Below are 13,236 nucleotides of genomic sequence, written 5' to 3' on the forward strand. Positions count from 1 at the left end.
ATAAAAAAGCGATCAGATCAGTATACCGCTATTCGGTAATGCGACGATAGACGGTTGGTGTGCTTTCTGGAGCTTTATCTGCCAGGGTGATGGCGGCCTTCACTGCTTTCGCCGCATCCTGCCAGCTGTTTTCATCTTTCGCGTGGATCACCGCCAGCGGACGTTGGCCGTCAACGCTGTCGCCCAGACGGGCCATATCGGTAAAGCCGACGCTGTAATCAATGCTGTCCGATGCCTGACGACGACCGCCACCCATCGATACTACCGCCATGCCCAGCGCGCGAGTGTCCATGGCAGAGACAAAACCTTCCGTATCTGCGTAAACCGCTTTGCTCAGCATCGCCGTTGGCAGGTATTTGGCATAGTTTTCCACGAAGTCGGTCGGGCCTTTCTGCGCAGCAACCATCCGGCCAAAGATTTCGGCCGCTTTGCCGTTATCCAGCACCGCCTGCAGTTTGGCACGGGCCTCGGCGTCGTCTTTGGCGAGGTTACCGGAGATCAGCATCTCGACGCACAGCGCCATGGTCACGTCGAACAGGCGCGGGTTGCGGTATTCGCCAGTCAGGAACTGGACTGCTTCGCGCACTTCGACCGCGTTACCGGCGCTGGAGGCCAGCACCTGGTTCATGTCAGTGAGCAGCGCGGTGGTGCGCACGCCTGCGCCGTTGGAGACGCCAACGATCGCTTCGGCCAGCGCAGCGGAGAGTTCATAGGTCGGCATAAAGGCGCCGCTGCCCACTTTCACGTCCATCACCAATGCATCCAGCCCTTCAGCCAGTTTTTTGGCGAGGATAGAGGCGGTGATCAGCGGGATGGAGTCAACGGTCGCGGTAATGTCACGCGTGGCGTAAAAACGCTTATCCGCCGGGGCAAGAGAGCTGGTCTGGCCGATAATCGCCACACCAACGTCTTTAATAATGTCACGGAAGCGACTGTCATCCGGGAAGATATCGAAGCCCGGGATGGCTTCCAGTTTATCGAGCGTGCCGCCAGTATGGCCGAGGCCGCGCCCGGAGATCATTGGGATATAGCCGCCGCAGGCAGCGACCATTGGCCCCAGCATCAGCGAGGTCACATCACCCACGCCGCCGGTGGAGTGTTTATCCACGATCGGGCCATTAAGGTTAAGGCTCTTCCAGTCCAGAACGGTTCCTGAATCCCGCATCGCCATGGTCAGCGACACGCGCTCCGGCATCGCCATATCGTGGAAGAAAATGGTCATCGCCAGGGCGGCAATCTGCCCTTCAGAGATGGTATTGTCGCGAATGCCGTTGATAAAGAAACGGATCTCTTCGTCGCTTAAAGCATGACCATCACGTTTTTTACGAATAATTTCTTGTGCGAGAAACACGGTAACCTCCCGAAAGTAGGCCGGGTAAGCGTAGCGCCACCCGGCAAATCAAATCTTAATAGCTGCTTGCGCTCTTACCGTCGCCATGACCCAGCGCTTTCAGCAGGCTGGCCAGCAGGCTGGAGGCACCGAAGCGGTAGTGACGGGCGTCGGCCCAGTCGGCACCGAACAGCTCGTCGGCAATCGCCAGGAACTGCTGCGCGTCTTCCGCGGTACGCACGCCGCCTGCCGGTTTAAAGCCCACGCTTTTTTCCACGCCCATGTCGCGGATCACTTCCATCATGATGCGTGCGCTTTCCGGGGTGGCATTCACAGGGACTTTACCGGTAGAGGTTTTGATGAAATCGGCACCTGCTTTGATGGAGATTTCAGACGCTTTACGAATCAGCGCTTCTTCTTTCAGTTCGCCGGTTTCGATGATCACTTTCAGCAGCACGTTTGCCGCAGCGCAAGCTTCTTTACAGGCTTTAACCAGATCGAAACCAACCTGCTCGTTACCGGCGATCAGCGCACGGTACGGGAAGACCACGTCAACTTCGTCAGCACCGTAAGCGATAGCGGCGCGGGTCTCAGCCAGCGCGATCTCGATATCGTCGTTACCGTGCGGGAAGTTGGTGACGGTGGCGATGCGCACATCCGGCGTACCCTGCTCTTTCAGGGTCTTGCGGGCGATCGGAATGAAACGCGGGTAGATACAGACAGCAGCGGTATTGCCCACGGCCGTTTTTGCCTGATGACACAGAGCGATTACTTTCTCGTTGGTGTCGTCGTCATTCAGGGTGGTCAGATCCATCAGTTTCAGGGCGCGCAGGCTGCTTGCGGTTAAATCGGTCATAACATTCTCCCGGCGTATAGCCGTAAAATTTTACCTTGCGGGTCTGTGAGTATTCTAACATCCACCCGCATTCTCACTTCGACATTCATCACAGTTAATGAAATAGGCGTACAAATTTGCATAACAGTAATGAGATCAACTTCAAATAATTTAGCTACAACTGCTGATTAAAGCGTCAGGTACACGCCCGGGATCAAAGGCAGTGGTCGGGACTCTTTTTACAATCCTTCCCCATCATGCAGAAGAAAAAGGAAGCGAACATGACCCCCGATGCCCTGCAACAACGTTGCCAGCAAATTGTGACAAGCCCGGTGTTAAGCCCCGAACAAAAACGCCATTTTCTGGCGCTGGAGGCAGAAAACAACCTGCCCTACCCGACGTTAGCCCCCGAAGCGCGTCAGGCGCTGGAGGCGGGGTTTATCTGCGATATGTTTGAGGGCCATGCGCCGTACAAGCCACGCTATGTGTTACCCGACTATGCGATGTTCCTGAAACAGGGCTCGGAATGGCTGGAGCTGGAAGGCGCAAAGGATCTGGACGATGCCCTGTCGCTGTTAACCATCCTTTACCACCATGTTCCGTCCGTTACCGGCATGCCGGTGTACCTCGGCCATCTCGATACGCTGCTGCAGCCGTATGTTAGAATTCTAACACAACAAGAAATCGATTTTCGAATAAAACGTTTCTGGCGCTATCTCGACCGTACCCTGCCGGATGCCTTTACCCACGTCAATATCGGCCCGGCAGACGGCCCCGTGACACGCGCCATTTTACGCGCAGATGCAGAGCTTAAGCAGGTTTCACCCAATCTAACCTTTATTTATGATCCTGAGATCACCCCGGATGATCTGCTGTTGGAGGTAGCCAGCAACATCTGCGAATGCAGCAAACCGCACATCGCCAACGGGCCGGTAAATGATAAAATTTTCACAAAAAAAGGCTTTGGCGTCGTCAGCTGTTACAACTCCCTGCCGCTGGCGGGCGGCGGCAGTACCCTGGTACGTCTCAACCTGAAAGCCATCGCGGAAAAAAGCGAAACGCCTGAGGCGTTCTTTACCCGCACGCTGCCTTACTATTGCCAGCAGCAGATCGCCATCATCAATGCGCGCTGCGACTTCCTGTATCAACAATCCGGCTTCTTTGAGAATAGCTTCCTGGTAAAAGAAGGGCTGATCGATCCCGACCGTTTTGTGCCGATGTTCGGCATGTATGGCCTGGCCGAAGCGGTGAATGTGCTGTGCGAGAAAGCCGGGATTACGGGGCGCTACGGTAAAGATCAGCAGGCCAACGCCCTGGGGTATCGCATCAGCGAACAGTTAGCGACCTTTGTGGAAAATACCCCGGTCAGGTACGGCTGGAAGCAACGCGCCCTGCTGCATGCCCAGTCGGGGATCAGCTCTGACGTTGGCACCACGCCGGGCGCGCGTCTGCCTTATGGTGAAGAGCCCGATCCGATCAGCCATCTGCTGGCGGTTGCGCCGCATCATCAGCACTATCACGCCGGGATCAGCGATATCCTGACTCTGGACGAAACCATCAAACGCAATCCGCAGGCGGTGGTGGAACTTTGTCTGGGTGCCTTCCGCGCCGGGATGCGCGAGTTCAGCGCCAATATTTCGGGTAACGATCTGGTGCGCGTCACTGGCTATATGGTGCGGCTTTCCGATCTGGAGAAATACCGCGCCGAAGGCTCGCGTACCAACACCACCTGGCTGGGTGAAGAGGCCGCCCGTAACACCCGTATTCTGGAGCGCCAGCCGCGCGTGATAAGCCATGAACAACAGATGCGCTTTAGTCAGTAAGGTTATCCCGTTCTCCTGCGTTGACGGGCCTGGCAGCCGCCTGGCCCTGTTTCTGCAAGGGTGCAACCTGCGCTGCAAAACCTGCCACAACCCGTGGACGATAGGCCGCTGCAACGACTGCGCGTCGTGCGTGCCGCACTGCCCGCATGACGCGCTGAACATTCAGGCTGGACGGGTCTGGTGGGATGATGCCCGCTGTCAGCAGTGCGACACCTGTCTGCAGATGTGCCCGCAGCAGGCGACGCCCATGGCGCTGCGTTTAAGCGTGGAGGAGGTGGTGGCGCAGATCCGCAACGTGTCACCCTTTATCTCCGGCATCACCGTCAGCGGCGGAGAAGCCACCACACAGCTGCCGTTTCTGTTGGCGCTGTTTTCAGCCCTGAAGGCCGATCCACAGCTGCAACATTTGACCTGTCTGGTGGACAGTAACGGTCTGTTAAGCGAAACCGGCTGGCAAAAACTGCTCCCGGTGTTTGACGGTGCGATGCTGGATCTTAAAGCCTGGAATGCGGCGCACCATCGCTATCTGACCGGGCGCGACAACGCGCTTATCAAGCGCAGCATCCACTGGCTGGCCGCGCACCACCGGCTGAGCGAGCTGCGTCTGCTGGTGATCCCGGATCGCTGCGATTACCTGACGCACCGCCGGGAGCTGGTCGCGTTTATTCGCCAGTTAGGGGATGTGCCAGTCAGGATCAACGCCTTCCATGCGCACGGCGTCTATGGCGAAGCCCGACACTGGCGTAGCGCCACGGCAGAGGATGTCGAACCACTGGCCGGGATGCTGGAGCATGCGCGGATCAGGGTGATCCGCCCGGCGCTCTATTTATAGCGGCAGATCGAACAGCGTGCGGGTGTTGTTCAGCAATGCCGCAGCGATCTCATCCGCAGGCTCGTCACGCAGTTCACACAGAGTCGAAAACACCCGCGCCGCCTGCTCCGGGCGGTTCGGCTGGCCCTGAAAACCGTTGAGCGGCATGTCGGGGGCATCGGTTTCCAGCAGCAGAGCGGAGAGCGGTAATTGTGCCATTACATCGCGCGTTTTACTGGCCCGTGGATAGGTGATCGTGCCGCCGACGCCAATTTTATAGCCCATCTCGACAAAGCGCTGCGCCTGCTGCAGGCTGCCAGCAAAACCATGGACCACGCCGGTACGCGGCAGATCCTGCCGTTTAAGGTGCATCGCCAGTTTGTCGTGGGTACGCCGGGAGTGGAGGATCACCGGCAGATCGTAGCGTTTCGCCAGCTTCAGCTGTGCGTCGAGGATCGCCTCCTGACGATCAAAGTGCGGATCCTCCCGATAAAGATCGAGGCCGATCTCCCCTACCGCCACCAGTCTTTCCGGGCGCGCAGCCAGCGCCGCTTCCAGTTGATCCAGATGTGCATCCTGGTGGGATTCGATCACAATCGGATGCAGGCCCAGCGCCATATACAGCGTCGGATAGCGCGCCCCGAGGCGCAGGACGCGATCGATGCTCGCCACATCAATCGATGGCACCACAATCGCCATCACTCCCGCATCGGCGGCACGCTGAATGCTGGCAGGCTCATCGTCAGTAAAAGGCGGGAAATCAAAGTGGCAATGGGTATCGATAAAGCGGTAAGTCACGCCAGATCCTCGTTATCAAACAGGGTGTCATTGGCCTCAGGGGCCATCACCAGCGGCGTGGTGACAGCATCGTTGGCCACGCTTGCCGGGGGAACCACCACCGGAGCAGGGGCAATAATATGCTGATGGCGGCGCAGCGGCGGACGTTCAGCTAACAGCTTGCCCACCGTGGCCAGGAAATAACGCCCGCACAGGCGCCCGGTTTTGTAGTCGTCCCGCAGGGCGGGCACGCGGCTGCCCAGCGCCATGCTGTTAAGCGGACGCGGGGGATAGATTTCAAAGATGCGCAGCTTACCCGGCGGCTTCTCGATAAAACGCTGGATGGTGTGGTAGCTGGCCTCATGATGTGAAACCAGATTCAGCATCGGTTGCAGGCTGCTGGTGCCCAGCCAACGTTCCATCCGCTTAAACCACTGCGGCGTATAGTACATCTGCGACGGCACGGTGCGGATCACCACGATGGTCTGGGCACCGCGGCGGGCCGCCTCCTGCACCGGGATCGCGTCGCTAACCCCACCGTCCAGATAGGCAATGCCGTCCAGCGCTGCGCCGGTGCGATAGAAACCAGGGATGGCACTGGAGGCGCGAAGAATATCCAGCCAGTTCTCTTTTTGCGGGGAGAAGTAGCTGGCCGAGTAGTCATCGCCGCGACAGGCGCACATCCAGAAAGCTTTTCCGGTATCGAACAGGCGCGAAGCGGTATCCATTGCCAGCGGCATTTGGCTGGCAGTGGCCTCCAGAAGCCAGTCGAGGTCGATAAGATTCCCGCCGCGTACAAAGCGCAGTGGATCGAAAAATTCGCGGGACGTGGTGTAACGCATGATCACTTTCCGGGCATAGCCCGGCTGATGACAGACGTAGGCCGAGAGATTTTGCGCCCCGGCGGAGGTGCCAAGGTAGAGATCAAACGGGTTAAACTGCGCGCGCATAAATTCGTCCAGCACGCCAGCCGTGAAGATCCCTCGCTGTCCGCCGCCCTCACACACCAGGGCCATCTGGCCTGGTCGAAAGGGTTTCAGCGCCAGCGGCGCAATGTTGCCGAGCGTAACCGGAATTCGCTGTCCCACCTCTGCTGTCCTGTTTTTTATTTGTTTTGTTATTACACAGTAGCGTACACCCGGCGTATTACTCAAATCGGATGCCGACAAACGCCAGCCATAAAAAAGGCTCATGCAGAGCATGAGCCTTTTTCGTCAACTAACCCATAACCTGAGCTATGGACGACGGCGTCCGGTGAACAGGCTAACCAGGAACAGGATAATACCGACGACGAAGACAATTTTCGCCGCACCCGCCGCGGTACCCGCCAGACCACCAAAACCCAGAGCGGCGGCAATTAACGCGATAACCAGAAAAATGATGCCCCAACGAAACATAAGACTCTCCTTTACCATAGTTAATGTCGACCGCATGGTGAGCGCTCAGGTTGCTCACGGCGATACTAAGGTTTAATTCTTATCTCGCCTTCTGGCCTCAGCCAGAAGGGCGATTGTGGTGTTTTATTTAACTTTCAGGTCGTTTTTAACGCTTTTCACGCCATCAATGGCTTTTGCGATGCTCTCGGCACGATCGCTCTGTGCTTTTGAATCCACAGTACCGCTCAGCTGAACAACACCGTCGGTGGTTTCAACTTTCACTTTACGTGATGGCACGATGTCATCAGCTAACAGTTTAGCTTTGATTTCGCTGGTAGTTGCAGTATCTCCGGCATAGCCTTTGGCAGACTGCTCTTTACCGTCACGCACATGCAGTTTGTCGCTGACAGAGGTCACACCCTCTACCTTCTTCGCCACGGCAACCGCTTTTTCAGCCTGCGCCTGACTCTCGACAAAGCCACTCAGCGTGACCACATTTTTCTCGGTTTCTACGGAGATGTCGGTGCTCTTAATATCATCAGCATCCACCAGCGCCGCTTTTACTTTCGCTGTGATAGAGCTGTCATCCATGAAGTTACCGACTTTATTCATAGAGTTATCGATTTTTTCCCCAGCGGTGTTTGCTGTGGATTGCGCTTTATCAGTGGCGGTGGTTTCTGCCATTGCAGAACCGCATACCAGAGCGCTACCCATCATTACCGCCAGCAGAGTTTTCGAAATCTTCAGTTTTTTAGTATTCATCGATGTATTCCTGTGGTTTGCTCCGAATTCGAGCGTAAATCATCATGTGTAAGTAGTCTTTCATCCTACTAATCAACACTCGGGCGAGATGAGAACCTTATCAACACGCATTGAGTGGAGCTTTCATCTGCGCCCGGTGTTAAACACTGAGTTAAATATAGATCACTCTCGCAGCGCTGCTTTCAGAATTGGCTAATAAATGAGCAATAAGTAACAAAAGATGATGAATTAAGAACATTCCGCAAGGGATTAATAAGGCAGGGATTTAAGCAGAGCACGGCGGCTGCCGTGCTCTGAGAAGGGATTAGTGCTCGCGGGTTTTACGGAACTGAATATCCGGGTAACGATCGTGCGCCAGGTTCAGGTTAACCATGGTTGGGGCGATATACGTGAGGTTATCACCGCCATCCAGCGCCAGCTGGACTTCGTTCTTACGCTTGAATTCTTCGAATTTCTTGACGTCAGAACACTCAACCCAGCGCGCCGTCGCCACGTTGACCGATTCGTAAATCGCTTCAACGTTGTATTCGCTCTTCAGGCGGGCAACAACCACGTCGAACTGCAGTACACCGACGGCACCGACAATCAGATCGTTATTGGAAATAGGACGGAACACCTGTACCGCACCCTCTTCCGACAGCTGAACCAGCCCTTTCAGCAGCTGTTTCTGTTTCAGCGGATCCCGCAGGCGGATACGACGGAACAGTTCCGGCGCGAAGTTCGGAATACCGGTGAACTTCATCATCTCGCCCTGGGTGAAGGTGTCACCGATCTGGATGGTGCCGTGGTTATGCAGACCAATGATGTCGCCCGGATACGCCTCTTCCACGTGGGAACGGTCGCCGGCCATAAAGGTCAGTGCATCGGAGATCACCACGTCTTTACCGGTACGCACCTGACGCAGCTTCATGCCCTTTTCATATTTACCGGACACCACACGCATAAAGGCCACGCGGTCGCGGTGTTTCGGGTCCATGTTGGCCTGAATTTTAAACACGAAACCGGTGAACTTCTCTTCGCTGGCAACCACTTCACGGGTGTCGGTGTTACGCGGCATTGGCTGCGGCGCCCACTCCACCAGGCCGTCCAGCATATGGTCAACGCCGAAGTTACCCAACGCGGTACCGAAGAAGACCGGGGTGATTTCACCGCTCAGGAACAGCTCCTGGTCGAACTCGTGGGAAGCACCTTTGACCAGCTCCAGCTCGTCACGCAGCTGCTCTGCCAGCTCATCGCCCACTGCCGCGTTCAGCTCAGGGTTATCCAGCCCTTTAACGACGCGCACTTCCTGGATGGTGTGACCTTTACCGGTCTGATACAGGTAAGTTTCGTCTTTATAGAGGTGGTAAACCCCTTTAAACAGCTTGCCGCAGCCAATAGGCCAGGTGATTGGCGCACAGGCGATCTTCAGCTCGCGTTCCACTTCGTCCATCACTTCCATCGGATCGCGGATGTCACGGTCGAGTTTGTTCATAAAGGTGAGGATCGGCGTATCGCGCAGACGGGTAACTTCCATCAGCTTACGGGTACGGTCTTCTACACCTTTTGCGGCATCGATCACCATCAGACAGCAGTCCACCGCCGTCAGGGTACGGTAGGTATCTTCGGAGAAGTCTTCGTGCCCCGGGGTATCAAGCAGGTTCACCAGGCAGTCGTGATACGGGAACTGCATTACGGAGGTGGTGATCGAGATACCACGCTGCTTTTCCATCTCCATCCAGTCAGATTTTGCATGCTGGCTGGAGCCACGGCCTTTTACCGTACCGGCGGTCTGGATCGCCTGTCCGAACAGCAACACCTTTTCGGTGATGGTGGTTTTACCGGCATCCGGGTGAGAGATAATGGCAAAAGTACGGCGCTTCGCCACCTCTTGCAGATAAGGAGACAACGTCATAATAGAATCTTCTATAAAAAGCGCGGCAGCAGGCCACGCATCATGAATACGAAAATGCGGCTATTTTACCCATCAATGGGGGGCAGGCAATCAATGTTTACACAGGAGTTGCTCCAGTTCGCTCAGGGAGGCCACGGTCCAGGTCGGGTTGATTCCCTCCGGCAGGGGGCGATTGTGCGCATTCAGCCAACAGGTGGACAGCCCGGCGTTCATCCCGCCGAGGATATCGGACTCGGCCGTATCCCCCACCATCAGCACCTTTGACCGATCAGGGTTTCCGGCCTGGTCCAGCGCATAATCGAAGATTTTAGCTGCCGGTTTGGCCACACCCACCTGTTCGGAGATCACTAATAAATCAAAGTAGTCACGAAAACCGGTGCGCTCAAGGCGGACCTGCTGTAACGCGGTAAAGCCGTTGGTGATGATCCCGAGCTTCGCTTTTCCTTTCAGGGAGGCGAGCAGCGACGCGGCGCCCGGCAGGGGGGCGCAGATCTCTGCCATCGCGTTCAGGAACGCATAATTCAGATCGCCCGCCGGGACGTTCAGGCGCTCAGACCATCCCTGAAAACGTTGATGCTGCAGCTGTAACGCGGTGATCGCCCCGTTCTGGTAATCGACCCACAGCGGTTTATTCACCGTCTGGTAATCCTGGAAATCTTCAGCGGTAAAGGTCACGCTGTAGTCGAGAAACATCCGCTGTAAGCCACCAAACGCATCGAAGGTAAACAGCGTTTCGTCAGCATCAAAGAAAATCCAGTCCCAGTTCATCGTTACAACCTTTTTAGTTATCCAAGCGGCAGAGCCATGATGATGGCGTCTTCACGTCCTTCTGCGGTGGGGTAATAGTTACGGCGGATCGTCGCCTCGTTGAAGCCCAGGCTTTCATAGAGTGCGATGGCGGCGGCGTTCGAGGCCCGTACTTCCAGCCACAGCGTGAACACGTCTCGTGCTTCCAGCTCGCGAATTAAATGTTCCAGCAGTTCTCTGCCCAGCCCACGGCGCTGGAAAGCAGGATCTACGGCGATGTTAAACAGCGTCGCCTCATCCAGAACGACCTGCGTAATGGCGAAAGCCGCCAGGGTACTATCGACATCCAGTCGATAGTTGAGGTAACGCTCGCCCTGGTTGCTGGCAAACGTTTTTTCACTCCACGGAAAGGCGTGGGCGCGTTTTTCGATCTCAAAAGCCTGCGCTAAATCAGTCGTCGTGAGGGAAGAAATTGTGTTCATGTTCGCAGATTTGTTGCCACAGCGCGCGACGTGCCGCCGGGTTCGCGTTAAGTTCGTCCAATGCCGGGGTGGCCAGGTTGCCGCCCTCCAGCGCTATTTCTTCCATCACGCCAAGCTGCCAGCTGTTACAGCGACCGTCTGGCGGTAGCATGGCCACGCGATCGGGCGTGAGCTGGAGCACCTGGTCGGCCCCCAGCTTCAGGGCGCGCAGCACGTCGGCAATCAGCGGCTCGTTCAGCGCGGGCAGGCTCTGCGCCACCATCACCAGACGAATGTGCGCCGGAAGCGAGATGGCGATTTCGCCCTGCAAGGCCGCCGGGCGGCGCAGCGCCCACTGGGTGATACCCAGTTGCTGTAATTGCCTGTCTCGTCGGGATGCCATTGCGAAAACTCCTGTCTGTCAGGCGCGCAAATATACCAAATGTGTCGAATCTGCGCCATCTACCTACTATAATCCCCGCCTGAGTTTATTGAGGAACAATTCATGTCTGCATTTACCCCGGCAAGTGAAGTCTTGCTGCGCCACAGTGATGATTTCGAACAAAGCCGTATTCTGTTTGCCGGAGATATGCAGGATGACCTGCCTGCCCGTTTCGAGTGCGCCGCGAGCCGCGCGCACACCCAGCAGTATCACCACTGGCAGGTACTGAGCCGCCAGATGGGCGAGCGCGTTCGCTTTAGCCTGGTGGCTGAGCAGAGCGACATCGCGGATTGCGATACGCTGATCTACTACTGGCCGAAGAACAAACCTGAAGCCCAGTTCCAGCTGATGAACCTGCTCTCCCTGCTGCCGGTGGGCTGCGATATTTTCGTGGTCGGTGAAAACCGCAGCGGCGTGCGTAGCGCCGAGCAGATGCTGGCGGATTACACCACACTGAACAAAGTTGACAGCGCTCGCCGCTGCGGCCTGTACCATGGCCGTCTGGACAAAAAACCAACCTTCGACGCGGAAAAATACTGGGGCGAATATCACCTGGATGGCCTGACCATCAAAACGCTGCCGGGCGTATTCAGCCGTGATGGTCTGGACGTTGGCAGCCAACTGCTGCTTTCCACCTTTACGCCGCACACCAAAGGCAAAGTGCTGGATGTCGGCTGTGGCGCAGGCGTGCTCTCCGCCGTACTCGCCAGCCACTCACCAAAGGTGCGTTTGACCCTCACCGACGTCGGCGCATCCGCCATTGAAGCCAGCCGTGCGACCCTGGCCGCCAACGGCATTGAGGGCGAGGTGTTCGCCTCCAACGTGCTCTCCGACGTGACCGGTCGTTTCGATATGATTATCTCCAACCCGCCGTTCCATGACGGGGTAGAAACCACCCTCGAGGCCGCGCAGACATTGATCCGCACTGCGGTACGCCATCTGAACAGCGGCGGTGAGCTGCGCATCGTGGCTAACGCCTTCCTGCCGTATCCAAAAGTGCTGGACGAAGTCTTCGGCTTCCACGAAGTGCTGGCGCAAACGGGCCGCTTTAAGATCTACCGTGCGATCATGACCCGTCAGGCGAAGAAGTAACGTCTCCCTCCGGCCTGATCTGCGCGATCAGGCCATTTTTGCAACGATCAAAACATCCGGCACAATTATCTATTGACGAATAGCTGAAAACATCTAGAATGCGCCTCCGTGGTTACGATACTTTTTTTGTATCGATGGTATGCGAAGGTGGCGGAATTGGTAGACGCGCTAGCTTCAGGTGTTAGTGTCCTTAGGATGTGGGGGTTCGAGTCCCCCCCCTCGCACCAATAACCATGATTGATATTGCTCGCACTGGGCGAAGGTGGCGGAATTGGTAGACGCGCTAGCTTCAGGTGTTAGTGTCCTTAGGATGTGGGGGTTCGAGTCCCCCCCCTCGCACCAACGAGGCGATATCAATACAATAAGATGACTGTGCGAAGGTGGCGGAATTGGTAGACGCGCTAGCTTCAGGTGTTAGTGTCCTTAGGATGTGGGGGTTCGAGTCCCCCCCCTCGCACCAATTATCTTATCTCTCCTGATTTTCTCTCTTGTTACCCTTTCAGTTTAGATTCATCACCAGAACCCACATTCCCGCAATAAGCGCAACACATGATGGCAGCAGCACAAAGTGCCGCAGTTGTTTATGCCAGATCATGGCGGATGACATGAGTAATCCCGACACGATAATCAGTTTCCAGACCGCCAGCGACAGATCGGTAAATGCCAGCCCGGCAATCATCGCCCCCGGCAATATCACTCCCCATCCACTCCCTAACGCTCTGCTCAACATGATCTGTCTCCCAACCCGATAATGATAACCAATATCATATGACATAATTTCTCATTTGTCAGCGTGGGCTTATGTGATGCTTAATTGTGTAAAACATCTTGCGCCCGGTTTTATCTATAGTTAGGATTGGCAATCATTATCATTTAGATTTTTATC

14 protein-coding genes and 3 tRNA genes are annotated in these 13,236 nt (G+C 56.1%); 6 read left to right on the plus strand and 11 right to left on the minus strand.

Annotation, left to right across the window (positions count from 1 at the left end):
- Positions 1 to 28: 28 nt before the first annotated feature.
- Positions 29 to 1,351 carry a thymidine phosphorylase gene (deoA, locus tag C3F35_RS08515; RefSeq protein ID WP_032616412.1) on the minus strand — a complete coding sequence of 441 codons (1,323 nt, stop codon included), beginning with the start codon at positions 1,349 to 1,351 and terminating at the stop codon, positions 29 to 31.
- Positions 1,352 to 1,406: 55 nt separating this feature from the next.
- A complete protein-coding gene (deoC, locus tag C3F35_RS08520; protein WP_059308769.1) occupies positions 1,407 to 2,186 on the minus strand; it encodes a deoxyribose-phosphate aldolase in 780 nt (259 codons plus the stop codon).
- Between the two features lie 260 nt (positions 2,187 to 2,446).
- Here deoC and C3F35_RS08525 point away from each other — a divergent pair, with 260 nt between their 5' ends.
- Positions 2,447 to 3,988 carry a YjjI family glycine radical enzyme gene (locus tag C3F35_RS08525; protein WP_103792703.1) on the plus strand — a complete coding sequence of 514 codons (1,542 nt, stop codon included), beginning with the start codon at positions 2,447 to 2,449 and terminating at the stop codon, positions 3,986 to 3,988.
- Positions 3,960 to 4,820, plus strand: coding sequence for a YjjW family glycine radical enzyme activase (locus C3F35_RS08530; RefSeq protein ID WP_103792702.1), 861 nt, complete (start codon positions 3,960 to 3,962; stop codon positions 4,818 to 4,820). The genes C3F35_RS08525 and C3F35_RS08530 overlap by 29 nt, the downstream gene beginning before the upstream one ends.
- Here C3F35_RS08530 and C3F35_RS08535 read toward each other — a convergent pair.
- From C3F35_RS08535 to C3F35_RS08570, 8 genes are all read right to left on the minus strand, one after another.
- Positions 4,815 to 5,597 (minus strand): metal-dependent hydrolase, encoded by a 783-nt coding sequence (locus C3F35_RS08535; RefSeq protein WP_032616408.1) that lies wholly within the window; start codon positions 5,595 to 5,597, stop codon positions 4,815 to 4,817. The two genes, C3F35_RS08530 and C3F35_RS08535, sit on opposite strands and share 6 nt — an antisense overlap.
- Positions 5,594 to 6,664: a patatin-like phospholipase family protein gene (locus C3F35_RS08540; RefSeq protein WP_032616407.1), complete on the minus strand. Its 1,071-nt coding sequence runs from the start codon at positions 6,662 to 6,664 to the stop codon at positions 5,594 to 5,596. Before C3F35_RS08540 ends, C3F35_RS08535 begins: the two co-directional genes overlap by 4 nt.
- Positions 6,665 to 6,811: 147 nt before the next feature.
- Positions 6,812 to 6,973 (minus strand): DUF1328 domain-containing protein, encoded by a 162-nt coding sequence (locus C3F35_RS08545; RefSeq protein WP_002887716.1) that lies wholly within the window; start codon positions 6,971 to 6,973, stop codon positions 6,812 to 6,814.
- 123 nt (positions 6,974 to 7,096) lie between these two features.
- On the minus strand, positions 7,097 to 7,714 hold the full coding sequence (osmY, locus tag C3F35_RS08550; protein ID WP_032616406.1) for a molecular chaperone OsmY: 618 nt from the start codon (positions 7,712 to 7,714) through the stop codon (positions 7,097 to 7,099).
- A 304-nt stretch (positions 7,715 to 8,018) separates the two neighbouring features.
- On the minus strand, positions 8,019 to 9,608 hold the full coding sequence (gene prfC, locus C3F35_RS08555; protein WP_032616405.1) for a peptide chain release factor 3: 1,590 nt from the start codon (positions 9,606 to 9,608) through the stop codon (positions 8,019 to 8,021).
- Between the two features lie 90 nt (positions 9,609 to 9,698).
- Positions 9,699 to 10,376 carry a pyrimidine 5'-nucleotidase gene (yjjG, locus tag C3F35_RS08560; protein ID WP_059308773.1) on the minus strand — a complete coding sequence of 226 codons (678 nt, stop codon included), beginning with the start codon at positions 10,374 to 10,376 and terminating at the stop codon, positions 9,699 to 9,701.
- 17 nt (positions 10,377 to 10,393) lie between these two features.
- Entirely contained in the window at positions 10,394 to 10,837 is a 444-nt protein-coding gene (gene rimI / locus C3F35_RS08565) for a ribosomal protein S18-alanine N-acetyltransferase (protein WP_103792701.1), read from the minus strand.
- Entirely contained in the window at positions 10,806 to 11,219 is a 414-nt protein-coding gene (locus tag C3F35_RS08570) for a DNA polymerase III subunit psi (RefSeq protein ID WP_032616402.1), read from the minus strand. Before C3F35_RS08570 ends, rimI begins: the two co-directional genes overlap by 32 nt.
- A gap of 102 nt (positions 11,220 to 11,321) precedes the next feature.
- On the opposite strand from C3F35_RS08570, the gene rsmC reads away from it, so the two are divergent.
- The 4 genes from rsmC (at position 11,322) to C3F35_RS08590 (ending at position 12,810) form a co-directional block, all read left to right on the plus strand.
- Complete coding sequence (gene rsmC / locus C3F35_RS08575; protein WP_103792700.1) at positions 11,322 to 12,350, plus strand: 16S rRNA (guanine(1207)-N(2))-methyltransferase RsmC; 1,029 nt, start codon at positions 11,322 to 11,324, stop codon at positions 12,348 to 12,350.
- Between the two features lie 141 nt (positions 12,351 to 12,491).
- Positions 12,492 to 12,577, plus strand: a tRNA-Leu gene (locus C3F35_RS08580).
- A gap of 29 nt (positions 12,578 to 12,606) precedes the next feature.
- Positions 12,607 to 12,692, plus strand: a tRNA-Leu gene (locus C3F35_RS08585).
- A gap of 32 nt (positions 12,693 to 12,724) precedes the next feature.
- A tRNA-Leu gene (locus tag C3F35_RS08590) sits at positions 12,725 to 12,810 on the plus strand.
- Between the two features lie 39 nt (positions 12,811 to 12,849).
- Here the strand turns inward: C3F35_RS08590 and C3F35_RS08595 are convergent.
- Complete coding sequence (locus C3F35_RS08595; protein ID WP_032616400.1) at positions 12,850 to 13,080, minus strand: DUF1435 domain-containing protein; 231 nt, start codon at positions 13,078 to 13,080, stop codon at positions 12,850 to 12,852.
- Positions 13,081 to 13,236: the final 156 nt, after the last annotated feature.

Source organism: Leclercia sp. LSNIH3 (assembly GCF_002935105.1).
Classification (GTDB): domain Bacteria; phylum Pseudomonadota; class Gammaproteobacteria; order Enterobacterales; family Enterobacteriaceae; genus Enterobacter; species Enterobacter adecarboxylatus.